An 18,302-nucleotide genomic window follows, 5' to 3' on the forward strand; every position below is an offset into this window, starting at 1 on the left:
TGACCCGTAGCCATCGGAAGCAGTTGAATGGCCAAAGCTTTTCGTGCCTCGGCGGGCATCATGCTTGCGCCCGCCGTGACATTGATCGGCGTGTTCGTGCTCGTGCCGATGCTGCTCACCATCTGGCTGTCGTTCCAGGATTGGTCGACGCAGACGCCTTTTTCCGAGGCGAGCTTCGTCGGGTTTGGCAATTTCCGCGAAATCTTCGGCCCGACTTCCGTCGGGCGCGACTTCAAGACCGCGCTGTTCAACACCGTGGTCTACACCGCGCTCTCGGTCGTCCTCATCCTGCCGCTGTCGGTCGTCTTCGGCCTGATGGTCCATCAGCGCGAGGTGGCCGGCGGCACCGCGCTCAGGACGGTGCTGTTCTCCACCTACATGGTGCCGATGATCGCCGTGGCGCTGGTGTGGTCGAAACTCTATTCACCGAGCGAAGGCCCGCTCAACCAGATGCTCGGGCTGATCGGCATCGGCCCGCAGCCCTGGCTCTCCTCGCCGCGCTCGGCGCTGGTCTCGATCGTCTTCCTCAATGTCTGGCAGCAGGTCGGCTATTTCACCGTGCTCGCCATCGCCGGGCTGACACAGATCCCGGGCAGCCTTTATGAGGCGGCGACGCTCGACGGCGCCAACGGCCAAGAGCAGTTCCGCTTCATCACCCTTCCCCTGCTTCGCCGCACGCTTCTGTTCAGCGCCGTCATCGCCATCATCAACGCGGTGCAGATTTTCGAGCCGGTGGCGTTGATCACGCAAGGCGGGCCGGTCGGCTCGACCAACGTGCTCACCTACCATATTCGCCGCGTCGGCATCGAACGCGCGCAAGGCGGGCTGGGCTCTGCCATGGCGGTGATGCTGATGCTGTCGCTGATCGTCTGCGTTTCGGCGCTGTTTGCCTTCGTCAACCGGAGGGACAGCGAGTGAGCGCGGCAACGCGTTCGCTGTCCCGCAAGCGCCCTTCAGGGCGCAAGGCGCTGCTTGCAACGCTGATGCTTCTAGTCGCCGTCGCCTCCGCCTTTCCGCTCGCCTGGATGGTGCTCTCCAGCCTGAAGACGCCGGCTGAAACCATGCAGGTGCCGCCGGTGTGGATCCCGCATACGCCGACGCTCGAGGCTTACGAAAAGGTCGCCGGCGTCATCAATGTCGGCCGCTCGATGTGGAATTCCTTGGTCATTGCCTCGGTCACCACCGCCGGCATCCTGGTGACCAGCATGATGGCCGGCTACGCCTTCGCCAAATATTCCTTCCCAGGCCGCTCGCTGCTGTTCTCGCTGCTGATCGCCACCATGTTCCTGCCGCCGATCGTCACGTTGATCCCGCTCTACCGCATGGTCGGCTCGCTCGGGCTCAACGCCAGCCTCGCCGGCATCATCGTGCCCAACCTCGCCAATGCCTTCGGCATCTTCCTGATGCGCCAGTTCATCGCCGGCGTGCCCGACGAGCTGATCGACGCCGCTCGCATGGACGGCGCCTCCGAGCTGCTCATCCTGTTCAAGATCGTGGCGCCGAGCGTGGCGCCTGCGATCGCGGCGCTGGCGCTGTTCGCCTTCGTCTATCACTGGAACAGCTATCTCTGGCCGCTCACCGTGCTGCAGGGCAATGCCGACGCCTATCCGATCGTCATTAGCCTGAGCCGGCTGCTCAGCTACAACCGCGGCGCCGTCAACACCGGCCTGGTTATGGCCGGCGCCACGCTCGCCGTGCTACCGCCGCTCGTTCTCTTCGTCTTCCTGCAGCGCTTTTTCGTCGATTCGATCGTGGGCTCGGCGATCAAAGGCTAGCTCATCGTGCCATGGATCACGCGGGAATGCCCGACCGGAATCGTCACACCTTGATACCGCGCAGGTAATGCAGGCCGAGCCAGTTGAGCGGACCGCCTTCGATGCGCTCGAAGCCGGCTGCCGCCAGCGTTTCGCGGAGGCGGTGCAGGTCGAATTGGCCATGCAGGCCGTGCTTTGCCGACATGTGTCCGCGCTCGCTAACGGGGCCGGCATAGTCGATCAGCAACAGCCGTCCGCCGGGCGGCAGAACGCGCGCCGCCTCGCGCAGGCAAAGGCTGCGTCGCGACTCCGGCACCATGTGCAGCACCGTCGTGAAGGTGACGACATCGAAACGTCCATCTTCGAACGGCAATTCGGCGGCGTCGGCATGATGAAACGCGATATCGAGGCCCACCCGGTTGGCCTTGCGGCGAGCCGCGGCAAGCATCTTTTCGGACACGTCGACGCCAACCACCGATCCGCCTGGCTGCACGCGGCGCCAGGTCGCAATCGCCTGCGTGCCGGTGCCGCATCCAACGTCCAGCAACTGGAAGCCCGGCGCCAGACCGGCCAGATCGAGCAGAGCCTCGCGGTAGGCCCGGTCCCGCCCACGCGTCAACATGAGGACGATCAGATCGTAAAGACGCGGGAAGCCAATGCCCTTGTTCGCTTCCAGACCGACAGCGGCCCCGGCGGTACGCACTTCGCTTCGCATTCGCATATGATGCATGTTCGTCACGTCCTTCTTCAGCAAGGTGGGAGCCGGCGAACGCCGGCATAGCGACTGCCAACTGGTGAAGCTTCGAAACAGCCAGTATGATAATGGACACTCTGTTCGGAAAATTCGACGGACGATGCTGGCAGAACGTCCGTTAGCGGACAATCCGGGTCTGCCGTCTTGGAAAAGGTGCCGGGAGGCGTTCCAGTGGGCGGCAAAGGAAGAGTGATCATGCAGCGCGGAGTCGATCGGCGGGCCGCCCGTACGCGCCAGGCCCTTCACCAGGCGCTGCTGACGCTCATGCTGCGCAAGGGTTACGAGGCCCTCTCCGTGCAGGACATTATCGATGAAGCCGATGTCGGCCGCTCGACATTCTATGCCCATTATACCGGCAAGGAGGATCTCCTGCGCAGCGGTTTCCAGATGCTTCGGCACGAACTCAGGGAGGCCCAAGCGACGGGACGTGCGGGAGCCGAAGCATCGCACGACGACCCGCTTGGTTTCAGCACGGCCATGTTCGAGCACGCGGCCCGGTATGCCGACCACTACCGCACGATGATCGGCGGGCGAGGCGGCGCCGTGACGGAGAAAGAGATCCGCCTGATCCTGTCGGAGGTGGTGCGACAGGAACTGTCTTCGACACTCCGAGACGATACCATCCCGCGCGACTTCGTCGTGCAATTCATCGTCGGAGCCTTCCTAACGGCTCTGAACTGGTGGTTCGAGCGGAAGCCTGGACTGCTGCCGTCCGAGGTCGACGCCATGTTCCGGAGCCTGGTGCTTGACGGGCTTTCATCCTTGATCGGCGACGAGCGCCGGTCGTCGGCGGATCAGCCTGCCACACATCGCGATGCAGATTGACTGGCCTGAAGGATCCGGCCGCGCTTACCCGAACCGCGCCGCCGTCCACGCTCCGCCTGCCGCGTTCGACTCCACCGCCGCCGCCACGAATTTCACCCCGCGCGCGCCGTCGACCACGTCGGGCACCTGCGCTGCTCGCGCCGTATCGACCACCTCGCCCGAGCGATGCGCGCGGATGATGTCGGCGGCGTCGCGGTAGAAATTGGCGAAGGCCTCGATATAGCCCTCGGGGTGCGCGGCCGGCATGCGTGAGACGCGCCGGGCTTCCGCTGTCGAGCCGTGGCCGCCGCGCACCAGCGTGCGCGCTTCCTCGCCATAGGGCGAGAAGCGCAGTTCCTCCGGCCGCGTGCCCGACCATTCGAGCCCGGCCTTGTCGCCATAGATGCGCACCGAGAGGTCGTTGTAGTGGCCGGGCGAGGTCTGGCTGGCGAGGATCGTGCCGCGCGCGCCGCCCGTCCAGCGCACCAGCACATGCGCATTGTCGTCGAGCCGCCGTCCGGGCACGGCCGTGAAGAGGTCGGCCGAAACCGCCTCGGCCTCGAAGCCCGAAATGTAACTCGCCAGGTTGAAGGCGTGCACGCCGATGTCGGCCAGCACCGCCGATTGTCCGGCGCGCGCCGGGTCGGTGCGCCATTCGGCCTGCTTCTGGCCTTGCGCGTCGATCGGCTGCGTCAGCCAGTCCTGGATATAGGCGCCATGCACCGACACGATGCGGCCGAGCGCGCCCGCCGCCACCATCTCGCGTGCCTGGCGCACCATGGCGTAGCCGGTGTTGTTCAGCGTCACGACGAAGCGGCGCTTCTTGGCGTTTGTCAGCGCCACCAGCGCCTCGGCTTCGGCAAGTGTCGTCGACAGCGGCTTGTCGCAGATGACGTCGATGCCGGCCTCGAGGAACGCGGTCGCGATCGGCGCATGCAGATGGTTTGGTGTGACGATGACCACCGCCTCGATGCCGTCCGGCCGCGCCGCTTCGGCTTTCGCCATGACGCGGTAGTCGGCATAGCTGCGCTCCGGTACGATGCCGATCTCGGCGGCCGAGGCAGCGGCATTCTCAGGATCCGAGGAGAGCGCGCCGGCAACAAGCGAAATCTGGTCGTCGAGCCGCATGGCCAGCCGGTGCACGGCGCCGATGAAGGCGTTGCGGCCGCCTCCGACCATGCCGACCGCCAGGCGTTTGCGCGAAGTTCCGTCAGCGGTTGCATAGACCATGGTTGCGATTCCTCCCGGGTGGCTGTCATTGGCAGCGCGGGACTATAGGGTGTGCTCCGCCAATTTCGAACAGCTTTTCCAAATTTTGTTTTGTGAAACAACCACACCGCGCTAGCCTTGAGCGGCATTGTCGAAGGAGCGTTCGATGAGTTTGCGCGATTTTCCGAACGCTGGCGCTGCCCCTCACCTGCCTGCCGGCATCCTCTCCCCGTATAGTGACGGGGAGAGGGACGCTGTCATCGATGGTTTCGCCAATCGCCAGCGTTGCAGGAAACGAGCCGGCGCCGCGGCCAGCCCCCTTCTCCCCGTCACTATACGGGGAGAAGGTGCCGGCAGGCGGATGAGGGGCGGCGCCGACTTCGACAATTGGCGGTCTCCACCACAGGTTCCTTCACACGCGACAGTTCAAACCCGACCCGTCCCATGAGCAACGCGCGAACTTCACCCAGCCGTGCCGACGCCGGCGAGAATTCACCCCGCAAACGGAGCCGTTCGCTGGCAGCTTTTGGCTACACCAAACCGCAAACCTATGAAGAGCTGCGCGCCGTTCTCTCTTCCGGCACGGTGCATTTTCCGAAGCGGCTGCGCCAGGTCGCGATCTACCTTTGGCAACATCCGAGCGACGTGGCGCTGGGCACAATCGCCCAGGTGGCGGACCAGGCCGGCGTGCAGCCCTCGACGCTGGTGCGTTTCGCGCAGATTTTCGGCTATGCCGGCTTTTCCGATTTCCAGGGCCTGTTCAAAGACCACATGAAGGGCTCCTGGCCGGAGGGGCGCCAGTTGGGCAACCAAGAGCCGGCGACGGAGCCGAACGCCAATCTGCATTTCCTCAACGGCATGGTCGGCGCTTCGCAGGCCTCGCTCGGCCGCATCGGCACCGGCTTCGACATCGAAAGCTTCGAGAAGATGGTCGACCATCTGGCGGCGGCCGAGTTGATCTACGTCATCGGCAGCAAGCGCGCCTTCCCGGTCACCACCTATCTGTCGCTTACCCTCTCCCAGCAGGGCGTGCGCAACGTGCTGGTCGACAATGTCGGCTCGACCGCGCTTGACCAGGTCGGCTGCATCAGTCCCCGCGACGCGGTGCTCGCCGTGTCCTTCAGCCCTTACAATTCGATCACGCCCGACCTGGTCGCCGTCGCGCATGAGCGCAAGGCGCGCATAGTCACCATCACCGACAGCACCTTCTCGCCGCTGGTGAAACTCTCCGACACCTGGCTGGAAGTGGTGGAACAGGATTTCGCCGGCTTCCGCTCGCTCGCCGCCTCGCTGGCCGTCGGCATGGCTTTGGTCCACGGCGTCGTCGCCCGCCGACAGGCTGACGGGCGCGGTTGACTACAGGGAACTATCGTTCCATTTTTGAAAAAATAGAAACTTTGTTCCGGGAGGAGGAATGGAGGTTCGGCTCGACAACAAGGTGGTTCTGGTCACCGGCGCGACACAAGGTATAGGCCGTGCCACCGCGGAGCTTGCCGCGCGTTCGGGCGCCGCCGGTCTGTTGATCACTGGCCGGAACCAGCAACGCGGCGACGCTGTCGCGGCGGAACTGTCGGCCATGGGCGCGCCCGCCGCCTTCGTCGCCGCCGAGCTAAGCGACCCGGAGGCTCCGGCGCTGCTCGCAGCAGCATGCATCGAGCGCTTCGGCCGCATCGACGCACTTGTGAATGCCGCCGGCCTCACTGACCGCGCCTCTTTCGTCGATGCCAAGCTCGACGACTGGGAGGCGCTGTTCGCCGTCAACGCTCGCGCGCCCTTCTTCCTGATGCAGGCGGCCATCGCCGACATGAGGAAGCGCGGTGAAGGCGGCGCCATCGTCAACATCCTGTCGATCAACGCGCATTGCGGCTCGCCCGAGCTTGCCGTCTACTCCGCCACCAAGGGCGCGCTGGCAACGCTGACCAAGAACGCCGCCAACGCGCATCGCTTCGACCGCATCCGCGTCAACGGCATCAATGTCGGCTGGACCGACACGCCGGCCGAGCGCGTCATGCAGGCCGAGACCCTGGGCCATGGCCCCGGCTGGCTCGACGCGGCCAACGCTGCTCAGCCCTTCGGCCGGCTGCTCTCGGTGGACGACATCGCCAACCTCGCCGTCTTCCTGCTGTCGGACGCGGCCGGCCCGATGACCGGCGCGCTGATCGACCAGGAGCAATGGGTGATCGGAGCGAACCGGTGACCCCCCGGAGCCTCGGCCCTGCCCTGCTCGGCAACCTGCCGTCCGAGGTGCGCAAGCCGGCTTACGATCGCTCTGCGCTGAAGCCGGGCATCGCCCATATCGGTGTCGGTACCTTCCATCGCTGCCACCAGGCCGAATACACAGACGATCTGCTTTCCAGCCATTTCGACCGCTGGGGCGTGATCGGCATCAACATCCGCGCGCCTTTGCTTGGACAGACACTGGGCCGGCAAGGCGGTCTCTACACGCGGCTGGTCTGCCAGAACGACGAGGTCGAGGCGCGTGTCATCGGCAGCATCGTCCGCGTCGTCGACAGCCAGGACAGCGCGGCGCCGGCGCTCGAGGTGCTTTCTTCGCCCGACATCGAGATGGTCACCATGACGGTGACCGAGAAAGGCTATTGCCACATCCCGTCGAGCGGCGCGCTCGACCTCGACCATCCGGACATCTTGCACGATCTTGCCAACCCTGAGGCGCCGCGAAGTGTGCCCGGCATCCTGGCAAGGGCGCTGGAGCTGCGCATGGCTTCGCACGGCCGGCCGGTGACGCTGCTCTCCTGCGACAACATCCCGACCAACGGCACCATTCTCGGCAATGTCGTGCGGGCGATCGCCGAGCGGCGCGGTGGCAGGTTGGCGGACTGGATCGAAGCCAATGTCGCCTTCCCCTCGGCCATGGTCGACCGCATCGCGCCGGCAACGACCAAGGTCGATGGCGACACGGTAGAAAAGCGCTTCGGCTATCGCGACGGCGCCGTGGTTGTCGGCGAGCGCTTTCGCCAATGGGTGATCGAGGACCGCTTCGCCGGCCGCGTGCCGCGCTGGGACCGTGTCGGCGCCACCTTTGTCGACAACGTCACCCCGTTCGAGCACCTCAAGATGCGGGTGCTGAACGGCGCGCAGACCACGCTCTGCTATCTCGGCGTGCTCGGTGGCTTCGAGCACACTTTTGAAGTGATCGCCGACCCGCTTCTGGCCGCCTTCGTCCGCCGAATGCTGACGGAGGAGACGGTGCCGACGCTGATGCCGGTGCCCGGCATCTCGCCATCCGCCTATGTCGAGCAAAGTCTTGCGCGCCTCACCAACACGGCGATTCGCCACCGCAACCACCAGATCGCCACCGACGGCTCGCAGAAGATCGTGCAGCGTCTGCTCAACCCGATCCGCGACCGCCTAGCCATGGGCCAGAGCATCGCGCTGCTGTCGGTGCCCGTCGCCGGCTGGATGGCTTATCTGGTCAAGGCTTCCGCACGCTTCGGTCGCACCTGGAAGGTGTCCGATCCTTTTGCCGAAAAGATCGCTGCAATCGCCGATCGCGCCGGTTCGGACAGCAAAGCCCTCGCCGATGAAATCCTGGCAATCGAGGCCATCTTCGATCCACCGCTCGCCGCCAACGACACGTTCCGCGCAAATATCATCGCCGGCCTCGATGGACTGCTCTCAGACGATCCGATGGCCTTTGTCAGACGAGTCTGCGCTGAACCAACAGATGCGCGGTTGAAGCGACCAGCACGATCTGCATAGTACGAGACGGGAGGCATCATGAAACTTGGACTGCTCACGGCACCATTTCCGGATACTCCGCTCGGCGAGGTCGCCGACTGGGCGCGCTCGGCCGGCTTCGAGGCGCTGGAGATCGCCTGCTGGCCAAAGGCGTCCGGCGCCAGCCGCCGCTATGCCGGCACCAACCATATCGACGCCGCCGGCACCTCGGCCGCGCAAGCCAAGGACATCGCCGCCGAGCTTGCCGGCAAGGGCCTGACGATCTCCGGCCTCGGCTTCTATCCCAATCCGCTCCATCCCGATCAAGCGCACCGCGAGGCGGTGATCGATCACCTCAAGAAGGTGATCGTGCTGGCAAGCCGCATGGGTGTCTCGCTCGTCAACACTTTTTGCGGCGGCGATGCGTCGAAGACCATCGATGCCAACTGGGAAGCCGCGCAAAAGGTCTGGCCGGCGATCATCGCCCATGCGCGCGAGCATGGCGTCAGGCTCGCCTTCGAGAACTGCCCGATGATCTTCAGCTATGACGAATGGCCGGGCGGGCACAACATCGCCTATTCGCCTTACATATGGCGCCGCATCCTGGAGACCTGGGGCAGCGACGTCGGCATGAATTTCGACCCGTCGCACCTCGTCTGGCAGATGATCGACAAGGAGCGCTTCATCCGCGAGTTCGGCCCGCACATGCTGCATGTGCATGCCAAGGACCTGATGATTGATCATGATGGTTTGTACGAGCGCGGAATCCTTTCGGCCGGCATAGGCTGGCAAGTGCCGCGCATGCCGGGGCTGGGCGACATCAACTGGAGCAGCATCTTTTCGGGCCTTTACCGGGCCGGATATGACGGGCCGGTCATCATCGAGCATGAGGACCGCCGTTTCGAGGGGAGCGACGAAAAGGTGAAGCGCGGTTTCCTGCTGGCCCGCGACGTGCTGCAACCTTTCGTCAAATGAAGGAACAACGGCTTGGCTCCGGCGCGATCGGGGCTCCCGGAACTGCAAACTGAACTGCAACTGACAGTCAATGTGGAGGAGTACTGAAATGAAGAGATACCTGACCATGGCCCCGCTTCTTGCCGGCGCCGCCCTGCTTGCCTCGGTGAGCGTTTCGTCCGCCGAGGGCAAGTACACGATCGGCATTTCCAACACCGTGCAGGGCAACGGCTGGCGTGAGGAGATGATCTGCGCGATGAAGGCGCAGGCGCTGGCTTCCGGCGAGGTGGCCAAGCTCAATATCGCGCACCGCAACACCGACGCCGCCGGCCAGCTCGAGGACATCCGCAACCTGATCAGCGCCAAGGTCAACGCCATCGTCGTCAACCCGGCCGACCCGGCTGGCATCAAGGCCGGCCTCGAGGAAGCCACCAAGGCCGGTATCGTCGTCGTCGCCGTCGACCAGGCGGTGACCGAGCCGTCCGCCTACATCATCTCCAACAACCAGGAGCAGTACGCCTATCTCGGCGCCAAGTGGCTGTTCCAGCAGATGGGCGGCAAGGGAGAGGTGCTCTACATGCGCGGCGCCGCCGGCGCCTCGGCCGACAGCGATCGCGACAAGGGCTTCAAGAAGGCGCTGGCCGAATTCCCCGACGTGAAGGTCGCGCAGGAGGTGTTCACCGGCTGGCAGCAGGATCAGGGCAAGCAGCAGATCCTGTCCTTCCTCGCCACAGGAGCGCCGATCAACGGCATCTGGACGTCGGGCATCGACAACGTCATCGTCGACGCGCTGGTCGAGCAGCAGGCCCCGATGGTGCCCGTGGTCGGCGCCGATAATGCCGGCTTCGTCGGCCAGCTGAACACGGTCAAGGGCCTGGTCGGTGCCGCCGTCACCAACCCCGGCTCGATCGGCGGCGCCGGCGTCACGCTGGCGCTGCAGATCCTCGACGGCAAGAAGCCGGCGCAGCAGACCGTGCTGGTCGAGCCGCAGCTCTGGGAAAACGCCACCGATGAGGGCAAGGCCAAGCTGAAGTCGGCCGCCGACCCGTCGCTTAGCCCGGAATGGCCGGTCTCGATCTCGATCCCGGACTGGACCACCTACACCAAGGACCAGATCGTCGCCTGCAAGGGCCCGGGCGAATAAGCTGGGGCTTCTTCCTTCCCCCCTTGTGGGGGAAGGTGGATCGGCGCGCAGCGCCGAGACGGATGAGGGGTGCTGGAAGGAATGAGGCGTTGGTGTTTTCTGGAACACCCCTCATCCGACCTCGCTTCGCGAGGCCACCTTCTCCCACAAGGGGAGAAGGGAAAGTCGCCGCTCCGCAGTACGCCGCGCGCAAGCGTGGCGTGCTGTTGTATTAAAACAGGCCGCACATGATCGAGAACCGCACGCTTTGACCACCAACCCACTCCTCGACGCCACCGGCGTCGTCAAGAATTACGGCGCCGTCGCCGCGCTGCGCAACGCATCGTTGTCGGTGCTGCCGGGCGAGGTTCATGCGCTGATGGGCGCCAACGGCGCCGGCAAGTCGACCCTGGTGAAGATCCTGACCGGCGCCATCCGGGCGGACGCCGGCCACATCCTGATCCGGGGCGAAACCCGCGACGTGCGCTCGCCCGCCGCCGCGCGCCGCGCCGGCCTGCTGCCGGTCTACCAGGAACCGGCACTGATCCCCGATCTCGATGTCCTTTCCAATCTCAGGCTCACCAGCACGCCGGTCGAGCCGTTCCGCGCCTGGGTGCGCGAGCTCGGCATTCCGAACCTCGATATACGCGAGACCGCGCGCGACATTCCGCTGGCTATTTTGCGTGTGCTCGACCTGGCGCGTGCTTTAGCCGTCGAGCCCGATGTGCTGCTGCTCGACGAGATGACGGCAGCGCTTCCGGCCAACCTCGCCGAAAAAGTGCTCGAAGTCGTGCGTCGCCAGGGCGACAGCGGCCGCTCGGTCATCTTCATCTCGCACCGTTTCGTCGAGATTTCCGCGCTCTGCGACCGCGCCACGGTGCTGCGCGACGGCGCCACTGTCGGCGTCGTCGACATCGAGCCCGGTGTCGAGGAAAAGATCGTCGAAATGATGCTTGGCGCCCGCATCGAAAAGACCAGCGTCGCCGCCGCGCGGATGGCGAATGAGACGCCAACCGCCAAAGATAGCCACCCTCGGCTGTCGGTGCGCAACCTGCAGCTCGGCACCAAGCTGCACGACGTCTCTTTCGACCTTGCCAATGGCGAGGTGGCCGGCGTCGTCGCGCTCGAGGGTCAGGGCCAGGACGAGCTCTTTGCCGCTCTTGCCGGTTCGATCCATCCAGCCGGCGGCACGATCGAAGTCGACGGCGCGCCGGTGAAGTTTTCGCATCCGAGCGACGCGATTCAAGCTGGCATCGCGTACGTGCCTGGCGATCGCACCGAGGCGCTCGCCATGCAGCGCTCGGTGCGCGAGAACATCGCGTTGCCCTTCAGCGCCGCGCTGCGCAAATGGGGGCCGATCCGGGTCCAGCGGGAACGCATGGTGGTTTCCAGCGCCATTGCCAGGTTGCAGATCGACACCCGCGCGCAGGGCGAGGTGCAGCGCCTTTCCGGCGGCAACCAGCAGAAGGTGACCATCGCCCGCTGGATCGCGGCGGATGCCCGCACCATCCTCTGCTTCGACCCGACGCGCGGCATCGATGTCGGCACCAAGCAGGAGATCTACAAATTGCTGCGCGAACTCGCCGGCCTCGGCAAGTCGGTGCTGTTCTACACATCCGAGCTGGAGGAGGTGCAGCGTGTCTGCGACCGCGTCATCGTCATCTTCGGCGGCCGTGTCGTCGACACTTTCCCGGTCGAGCTTGCCGATGAGCCGGCGCTGATGCGGGCCGCCTACGGCCTGCCGCGCGGCGCCAGGGAGGATGTCGGCATCCTTGCCGATGTCAGGCCCGCCCCCGATGCGGAGGCCGCGTCATGACCCGCTTCCTGCGCCGCCAGGGCTGGGTCGCCGGCCTGCTCGCCCTGCTCATCTTCCTGTTCGTTATCACCAAGCTGATCCAGCCGGGCTATGGTAGCGGCGACTTCGGCTCGCTCGCCCGGGCAGTTTTGCCCTACGCTTTTGCAGTGGCTGCCCAGACCGTCGTCGTCACCGCCGGCGGCATCGATCTCTCGGTCGCCGCCATGATGGCGCTGACCAGCGTCACCGCCGCCTCGATGATGAACGGCGCCAGCGAGGAATATGCGCTGTTCGTCGTGCCCTTCGTGCTCGCCATGGGGCTGGTGCTCGGCGCGCTGAACGGCCTTCTCATCGTCGTCACCCGCGTGCCGGATATCGTCGTCACCTTGGCCACGCTGTTCGTGCTGCAGGGGGCAGCACTTCTGGTGCTCGACGCGCCCGGCGGCGCCGCTGCCGAGTGGCTGAAGGCAAGTGTCGTCGGCACCATGCCGATTCCCGGCCTGCCGGATTGGGCCGATGCCTGGGTGCCGAAGGCGCTGGTGCTGCTTATTGTCTGCCTCTTCATCATCTGGATTCCGCTGAGAAGCTCGCGTCTCGGCCTTTCCATCTACGCCATCGGCAGCGACGAGCTCGCCGCCTTCCGCAGCGGCGTGCCGGTGGCGCGCACCAGGATCGTCGCCTACGCCCTCTCCGGCCTGTTCGGTGCGCTCGGCGGGCTGTCGCTCACCATCGGCACCGGCATCGGTGCGCCGATCCCCGGCCCCTATCTGCTCGCCAGCGTCGCGGCGGTGGTTCTGGGCGGCGTGGCGCTCGGCGGCGGCAAGGGCGGGCTGCTTGGGCCGATCATCGCCGTCTTCGTGCTCAGGCTGGTGCGCACCGACCTGACGCTTCTCGCCATCGACCCCAACGTTACGGCCATCATCGAGGGCGCAATCATGGTCGCCGTGGTGATGTTCGGCGCCTTCATCACCATCCGGGGCCGCCCGGCAGGAGCAACGCCATGACGAGCAGCGCGACCATGCCCCAGCCGGTCTCCTTCGGCCGCCGCCTGAAGCGCTTCATGGCGGACCGGCCGCTCATTCCGCTGGTCATACTGCTGGTCATCCTTGTGGTGATCCTGCAGATCCTGCGCCCCGGCATCGTCAACGAGCGCTGGATCGCCAACACGGCGAAGTTCGCCATTCCGCTGGCGATCCTCGCCGGCTGCCAGACCATGACCATGCTTACCGGCGGCATCGACCTGTCGGTCGGAACGGTGGCGACGATGAGCGCCTTCATCATGGCGACGCAGATCGTCAACCAAGACCCGGCAGTGGCCTTTATCCTAGCCATGCTGCCGGCGGTGCTGATCGGCCTCGTCAACGGCATCGGCGTCGGCGTCTTCCGCGTCCATCCACTGATCATGACGCTCGGCACCAGCCTGATCGGCACCGGCTTCCTGCAGGTCTACCAGCGCACCGTCATCGCCTCCGGCGCCAGGATCCCGGACTTCCTCAACTGGCTCGGCACCGGCCTCACCTACGGCTTCCCCAATGCGCTCTTCCTGTTCGTTCCGGTGGCGGTGCTGATCGTCTTCACGCTCAACCGCACCGGTTTCGGCCGCCTGCTCTATGCCGTCGGCGACAATGAGCGCGCTGCGCGCCTGTCCGGCGTCCGCTACTGGCAGGTGATCACCGCGCTCTATGTCATCTCCAGCCTGCTCGCCGGCATCACCGGCCTGCTCTATATCGGCTTGATCAAGGCGCCCTCGCTGTCGCTCGCCGAGCCGCTGGTGCTGCCTTCGGTGGCCGCCGCCGTCATCGGCGGCACCTCGATCTTCGGCGGCCGCGGTGGCTACACCGGCACCATCGTCGGCGCGCTGATCCTCACCGTGCTGACGACGCTGCTCACCATCCTGCACATGCCCGAAGGCGGCCGCCGCATCCTCTTCGGTTTCATCGTGCTGTTCGTGACGGCGGCGTATCTGAGGATCATCGAGGATCGGTAAGAAGGCAGCGCTTCCTGAAGGCGCGGGCTGCGACGCTATCGCGCCGTCCCATGCGTTGCTGCTGAGGACCGGGAACACTATAGGTGTTCCATCGTGCGCGAAGACATTCACACGAAGGGCATCCCGGTTCTCTGCGTTTCATGCGAAGCGCGGCATCGCGGCATATGCGGCGCGCTCAATCCCGATCAGCTTCTCGCTCTCTCCAAGTCGACGAAGCGGCATAAGGCCGAGACCGGCAAGGAACTGGTAAGCGACGCAGGCAGCGTCGACCGGTTCTCCAACGTGCTTTCCGGCGTCGTGAAGCTCACCAAGACCCTTTCCGACGGCCGCCGGCAGATCGTCGGACTCCAGTTCGCTCCAGATTTCCTCGGCAGGCCGTTCCAGGCCGAGAGCACGCTGACCGCAGAGGCAGCGACCGAGGTCGAGCTGTGCTCGTTCCCGCGCCAGGCGCTCGAGCGCTTGATGAAGGAGCAGCCGGATCTCGAGCATCGCCTGCTTGAGCAGAAGCTGCGCGAGCTCGACCAGGCGCGCGACTGGATGGTGGCGCTCGGCCGCAAGACCGCCGCCGAGAAGATCGCGAGCTTCCTTCTGATGATCGCGCGCAACATCGATCCCGCCGCCGGACCGGAGCGCCGCGGCGCTTCTTTCGACTTGCCGCTGTCGCGTGCCGAGATCGCGGATTTTCTAGGGCTTACAGTGGAGACGGTGAGCCGGCAGATCACCCGCCTGCGCGGCGAGAACGTGATCCGCGTCGAGAACAATCGCCACGTCGACATCGACGACATCAAACGTCTCGCGGCACGCGCCGGGGATTGATCCCCGGCATTGCCCTATCGGTGGCCCAGAACCTCGGGCAGCACATGGTCGCGCTCGAAGGCGATGTGGCGGCGCATCGATTCGAACAGTGCCCGCAGCATGTAGCCGAAGGCCTCCGGGTTCTCGATCGGCCGCCCGTGGCCATGGGCAAGCAGCGCTTCGCTAAGGTCTGCGGCAGCGCTTTGGTCCTCCAGATGCTCGAGCCTGAGCCGCGCGACGATCTCTTCGCCGCCGGTTTGCCGCGCGAAGGCGGGAAAGACGACGTCTTCCTCGAAGCGGTGGCACTCGCGCAGCAGCGGCAAGAGGTCCGCCGCCACGGCGAGGCACTGCAGACGGTCGACGCGCGACGGCAGGTCGTCGGCGATGCCTTCCAGCATATGGCAGAGCGCAAGCATTTGCGTGTGCGCCCGCTTCATGTCCGCAAGGGTGCGGAACGGCTCCCGGTTAGCGCCCGTCATGACAATACCTCCGCGTTGGCCAGGCTCAAGGCGTCGGCAGGGCGACGGTGTCCTCGGCCGGCTCTTCGCGCACGGTGCGCAGCTCGTACCAGAGCGCGTTGAGGATGCCGACGGAAGCGGCCAGTCCGAGGCCGAGGATCCAGGCGAAATACCACATGGTCAGAACTCCGGTTTGAATCAGTAGGCGGACGAGCCGGCCTTCTCGATGCTGTTCTCGCCGACCTTGCCCCACAGCACGCGGTAGACCCAACCGGTATAGGCAAGGATCACCGGCATGAAGATCACCGTGGCGATCAACATGTTGCGTAGCGTGGCGCGGCTCGACGAGGCGTCGAAGACCGCCAGCGAATGGCTGGGGTTGCTGCTCGACGGCAAAAGGATCGGGAACATGGCAAGCCCCACCGTGGCGACGATCATCGCCACGCCGAGCTTCGAGGCGAGGAACGTCCAGCCTTCGAGCCGGGCCTGGAAACCGGCGGCGGCTAGCAGTGGCGCAGCGATACCGAGGATCGGCACGATCCAGAGCAAAGGATGAGCGTGGAAGTTCGCCAGCCAGGCGGTTCCGTCGACCGCAACCGTCTTGATGAGCGGATTGGACGGCCCGTCCCAGGCGATCGGCGAGGTCACGCGGTAACCGCCGAGCAGGCCAAGCCACACCAGCAACCCGCCGCCGGCGAAGAGCGCCGCCGTGATGACCGCGGAGCGTCCGCCGATCTGGCGAGCGCGGTCGGCGACGGTACCCTCCGCCTTGAAGGTCAGCCAGGCCGCGCCATGCGTCACCAGCATGGCGAGCGAGACCAGGCCGCAATAGAGCGCCAACGGGTTAAGCAGGCCGAAGAGCGAGCCTTCATAAATCGGGCGCAGGTCGGGCGTGAAGTGGAACGGCACGCCCTGCAGTGTGTTGCCGACAGCAACACCGAAGATCAGCGCCGGCACCGCGCCGCCGACGAAGAGCGCCCAGTCCCAGCGCGTGCGCCAGGCCGGATCCGGCCGCTTCGAGCGGTATTTGAAGGCCACCGGTCGCATGATCAGCGCCAAAAGCACCAGGAACATGGCGAGATAGAAGCCCGAGAAGCTCAGCGCATAGAGCGCCGGCCATGCCGCGAAGATGGCGCCGCCGCCGAGGATGAACCACACCTGGTTGCCTTCCCAGACGGGGCCGATGGTGTTGATCGCCACGCGGCGTTCGGCATCCGTCTTGGCGACGAAAGGCAACAGCGCGCCGACGCCCATGTCGAAACCGTCGGTCGCGGCGAAACCGATCAGGAGCACACCGAGCAGGATCCACCAGACCACGCGCAGCGTTTCATAGTCGAAGAGAAAATCGATCATCGTCTTGATCCTTTGCGCATCACTCTGCGGGTTGCATTGTAGGGCTGGCAGTCGGGCGCAGGTCGTCGATGACGCTGGCGATCTCCGGTCCCTTGCGGATGGCGGCCAACATCAGCCTGACCTCGATGACAGCTAGAACGCCATAGACGAGCGTGAAGCCCACGATGGTGAGCAGAAGGTCGGTGACGCCGAGCTCCGACGTGGCGAGGAAGGTCGGCAACACACCATCGATAATCCAGGGTTGGCGGCCGAATTCCGCCACGAACCAGCCGACCTCGATGGCGATCCAGGGCAGCGGCATGGCGAGCAGCGCGGCGCGGAACAGCCAGCGCGGCGCTTCGGTCTCGCGCGTCGTATGCCACAGCGACAGCGCGAACAGTGCCGCGAGCGCGAAGCCGCAGGCCACCATCAGGCGGAAGCTGAAGAAGAGCAGCGGCACATAAGGCACGGTCGACCAGGCGGCGTCCTTGATCTGCTGCTCGCTCGCTTGCCGCGGGTCGGGCAGGTACTGCTTAAGCAGCAGCGCGTAGCCGAGATCCTTGGAGTTGGCATCAAAGGCCGCGCGGGCCGCCGTGTCGCCGCGGTCCGCCTTGATCCTCTCCAGCGCGTCATAGGCGACGATGCCGTTGTGGATGCGGGCTTCGGCGTGGGCGACGAGCTCATCGATGCCGGCGATCTGCCTGTCGACCGAGCGCGTGCCGATGAGGCCCATCACCCAAGGGATGCGAATGGCGAAATGCGTCTCGCGATCCCTCTGGCTGGGAATGCCGAATGCCGTGAACGACGCCGGCGCCGGCTCCGTCTCCCACATGGCCTCGATCGCCGCGAGCTTCATTTTCTGGTTATCGGTCAGCGCATAGCCGCTTTCGTCACCGAGCACGATGACCGAGAGCGCCGAGGCCAGGCCGAAGGCCGAGGCGATCACGAAGGAGCGCTTGGCGAGTTGGACGTGGCGTCCCCTGAGCAGATACCAGGCCGAGACGCCGAGCACGAAGGTGGCGGCGCAGACATAGCCGGCCGAAACCGTGTGCACGAACTTCGCCTGCGCGACCGGGTTGAAGATCACAGCCATGAAGTCGGTGACCTCCATGCGCATCGTGTCCGGGTTGAAGGCTGAGCCGACCGGGTTCTGCATCCAGCCATTGGCGATCAGGATCCAGAGCGCCGAGAAGTTGGTGCCGAGCGCCATCAGCCAGGTCACGGTCATATGCGCGCGCGGCGACAGCCTCTCCCAGCCGAAGAAGAACAGCCCGACGAAGGTGGCTTCGAGGAAGAAGGCCATCAGGCCTTCGATGGCTAAAGGCGCTCCGAAGACGTCGCCGACATAGTGCGAGTAATAGGCCCAGTTCATGCCGAACTGGAATTCCATGGTGATGCCGGTGGCGACGCCGAGGGCGAAGTTGATGCCGAACAGCACGCCCCAGAACTTCGTCATGTCGCGCCAGATCGTTCGGCGGGTCATCACGTAAACGGTCTCCATCATGGCAATCAGGATGGAGAGGCCGAGCGTCAGGGGAACGAACAGGAAATGGTAGAGGGCCGTCAGCGCGAACTGCAGCCGGGATAGGTCGACGAGAAGAGGGTCGGACATGGGAGCATCCTTTCTGGACACCGCTCCATAGCGCCGGACGAACGCGC

General features: G+C 65.3%; 18 protein-coding genes. 12 read left to right on the forward strand and 6 right to left on the reverse strand.

Going from position 1 to position 18,302, the window contains the following annotated elements; genetic code table 11:
* Window positions 1-27 precede the first annotated feature (27 nt).
* Window positions 28-918, forward strand: coding sequence for a carbohydrate ABC transporter permease (locus AC4FWB_RS26090; protein WP_491029116.1), 891 nt, complete (start codon window positions 28-30; stop codon window positions 916-918).
* Between the two features lie 65 nt (window positions 919-983).
* Window positions 984-1,775 (forward strand): carbohydrate ABC transporter permease, encoded by a 792-nt coding sequence (locus AC4FWB_RS26095; RefSeq protein ID WP_491029171.1) that lies wholly within the window; start codon window positions 984-986, stop codon window positions 1,773-1,775.
* Between the two features lie 43 nt (window positions 1,776-1,818).
* Here the strand turns inward: AC4FWB_RS26095 and AC4FWB_RS26100 are convergent, their stop codons facing one another.
* Entirely contained in the window at window positions 1,819-2,508 is a 690-nt protein-coding gene (locus AC4FWB_RS26100; RefSeq protein WP_491029117.1) for a class I SAM-dependent methyltransferase, read from the reverse strand.
* Between the two features lie 195 nt (window positions 2,509-2,703).
* Here AC4FWB_RS26100 and AC4FWB_RS26105 point away from each other — a divergent pair, with 195 nt between their 5' ends.
* Window positions 2,704-3,333, forward strand: a complete 630-nt coding sequence (locus AC4FWB_RS26105) for a TetR/AcrR family transcriptional regulator (RefSeq protein WP_491029118.1) — start codon at window positions 2,704-2,706, stop codon at window positions 3,331-3,333.
* Between the two features lie 24 nt (window positions 3,334-3,357).
* Here AC4FWB_RS26105 and AC4FWB_RS26110 read toward each other — a convergent pair whose 3' ends face one another.
* Window positions 3,358-4,542 carry a Gfo/Idh/MocA family protein gene (locus AC4FWB_RS26110; RefSeq protein WP_491029119.1) on the reverse strand — a complete coding sequence of 395 codons (1,185 nt, stop codon included), beginning with the start codon at window positions 4,540-4,542 and terminating at the stop codon, window positions 3,358-3,360.
* Window positions 4,543-4,965: 423 nt separating this feature from the next.
* On the opposite strand from AC4FWB_RS26110, the gene AC4FWB_RS26115 reads away from it, so the two are divergent.
* The 9 genes from AC4FWB_RS26115 (at window position 4,966) to AC4FWB_RS26155 (ending at window position 14,874) form a co-directional block, all read left to right on the forward strand.
* Entirely contained in the window at window positions 4,966-5,877 is a 912-nt protein-coding gene (locus AC4FWB_RS26115) for a MurR/RpiR family transcriptional regulator (protein ID WP_491029120.1), read from the forward strand.
* 58 nt (window positions 5,878-5,935) lie between these two features.
* The gene (locus tag AC4FWB_RS26120; protein WP_491029121.1) at window positions 5,936-6,718 is read left to right on the forward strand and encodes an SDR family oxidoreductase; all 783 of its coding nucleotides are present in this window, start codon (window positions 5,936-5,938) and stop codon (window positions 6,716-6,718) included.
* On the forward strand, window positions 6,715-8,241 hold the full coding sequence (locus tag AC4FWB_RS26125; RefSeq protein WP_491029122.1) for a mannitol dehydrogenase family protein: 1,527 nt from the start codon (window positions 6,715-6,717) through the stop codon (window positions 8,239-8,241). Before AC4FWB_RS26120 ends, AC4FWB_RS26125 begins: the two co-directional genes overlap by 4 nt.
* A gap of 18 nt (window positions 8,242-8,259) precedes the next feature.
* Window positions 8,260-9,174 carry a sugar phosphate isomerase/epimerase family protein gene (locus AC4FWB_RS26130; protein ID WP_491029123.1) on the forward strand — a complete coding sequence of 305 codons (915 nt, stop codon included), beginning with the start codon at window positions 8,260-8,262 and terminating at the stop codon, window positions 9,172-9,174.
* An 88-nt stretch (window positions 9,175-9,262) separates the two neighbouring features.
* A complete protein-coding gene (locus AC4FWB_RS26135; protein ID WP_491029124.1) occupies window positions 9,263-10,297 on the forward strand; it encodes an ABC transporter substrate-binding protein in 1,035 nt (344 codons plus the stop codon).
* 247 nt (window positions 10,298-10,544) lie between these two features.
* Window positions 10,545-12,092, forward strand: coding sequence for a sugar ABC transporter ATP-binding protein (locus AC4FWB_RS26140; protein WP_491029125.1), 1,548 nt, complete (start codon window positions 10,545-10,547; stop codon window positions 12,090-12,092).
* Window positions 12,089-13,075: an ABC transporter permease gene (locus AC4FWB_RS26145; RefSeq protein ID WP_491029126.1), complete on the forward strand. Its 987-nt coding sequence runs from the start codon at window positions 12,089-12,091 to the stop codon at window positions 13,073-13,075. The genes AC4FWB_RS26140 and AC4FWB_RS26145 overlap by 4 nt, the downstream gene beginning before the upstream one ends.
* Window positions 13,072-14,058, forward strand: coding sequence for an ABC transporter permease (locus AC4FWB_RS26150; RefSeq protein WP_491029127.1), 987 nt, complete (start codon window positions 13,072-13,074; stop codon window positions 14,056-14,058). Before AC4FWB_RS26145 ends, AC4FWB_RS26150 begins: the two co-directional genes overlap by 4 nt.
* 93 nt (window positions 14,059-14,151) lie before the next feature.
* A complete protein-coding gene (locus AC4FWB_RS26155; RefSeq protein ID WP_491029128.1) occupies window positions 14,152-14,874 on the forward strand; it encodes a Crp/Fnr family transcriptional regulator in 723 nt (240 codons plus the stop codon).
* 14 nt (window positions 14,875-14,888) lie between these two features.
* Here AC4FWB_RS26155 and AC4FWB_RS26160 read toward each other — a convergent pair whose 3' ends face one another.
* The 4 genes from AC4FWB_RS26160 to AC4FWB_RS26175 are packed head-to-tail and all read right to left on the reverse strand — an operon-like array spanning window position 14,889 to window position 18,255.
* Window positions 14,889-15,332, reverse strand: coding sequence for a hemerythrin domain-containing protein (locus tag AC4FWB_RS26160; protein WP_491029129.1), 444 nt, complete (start codon window positions 15,330-15,332; stop codon window positions 14,889-14,891).
* A 25-nt stretch (window positions 15,333-15,357) separates the two neighbouring features.
* Window positions 15,358-15,489, reverse strand: a complete 132-nt coding sequence (gene cydX, locus AC4FWB_RS26165; protein ID WP_065005662.1) for a cytochrome bd-I oxidase subunit CydX — start codon at window positions 15,487-15,489, stop codon at window positions 15,358-15,360.
* A 20-nt stretch (window positions 15,490-15,509) separates the two neighbouring features.
* Window positions 15,510-16,664: a cytochrome d ubiquinol oxidase subunit II gene (gene cydB, locus AC4FWB_RS26170; RefSeq protein ID WP_491029130.1), complete on the reverse strand. Its 1,155-nt coding sequence runs from the start codon at window positions 16,662-16,664 to the stop codon at window positions 15,510-15,512.
* Between the two features lie 19 nt (window positions 16,665-16,683).
* Window positions 16,684-18,255 (reverse strand): cytochrome ubiquinol oxidase subunit I, encoded by a 1,572-nt coding sequence (locus tag AC4FWB_RS26175; protein WP_491029131.1) that lies wholly within the window; start codon window positions 18,253-18,255, stop codon window positions 16,684-16,686.
* Between the last annotated feature and the right edge of the window lie 47 nt (window positions 18,256-18,302).

It is taken from the genome of Mesorhizobium sp. LEGMi-168a, from assembly GCF_058312955.1.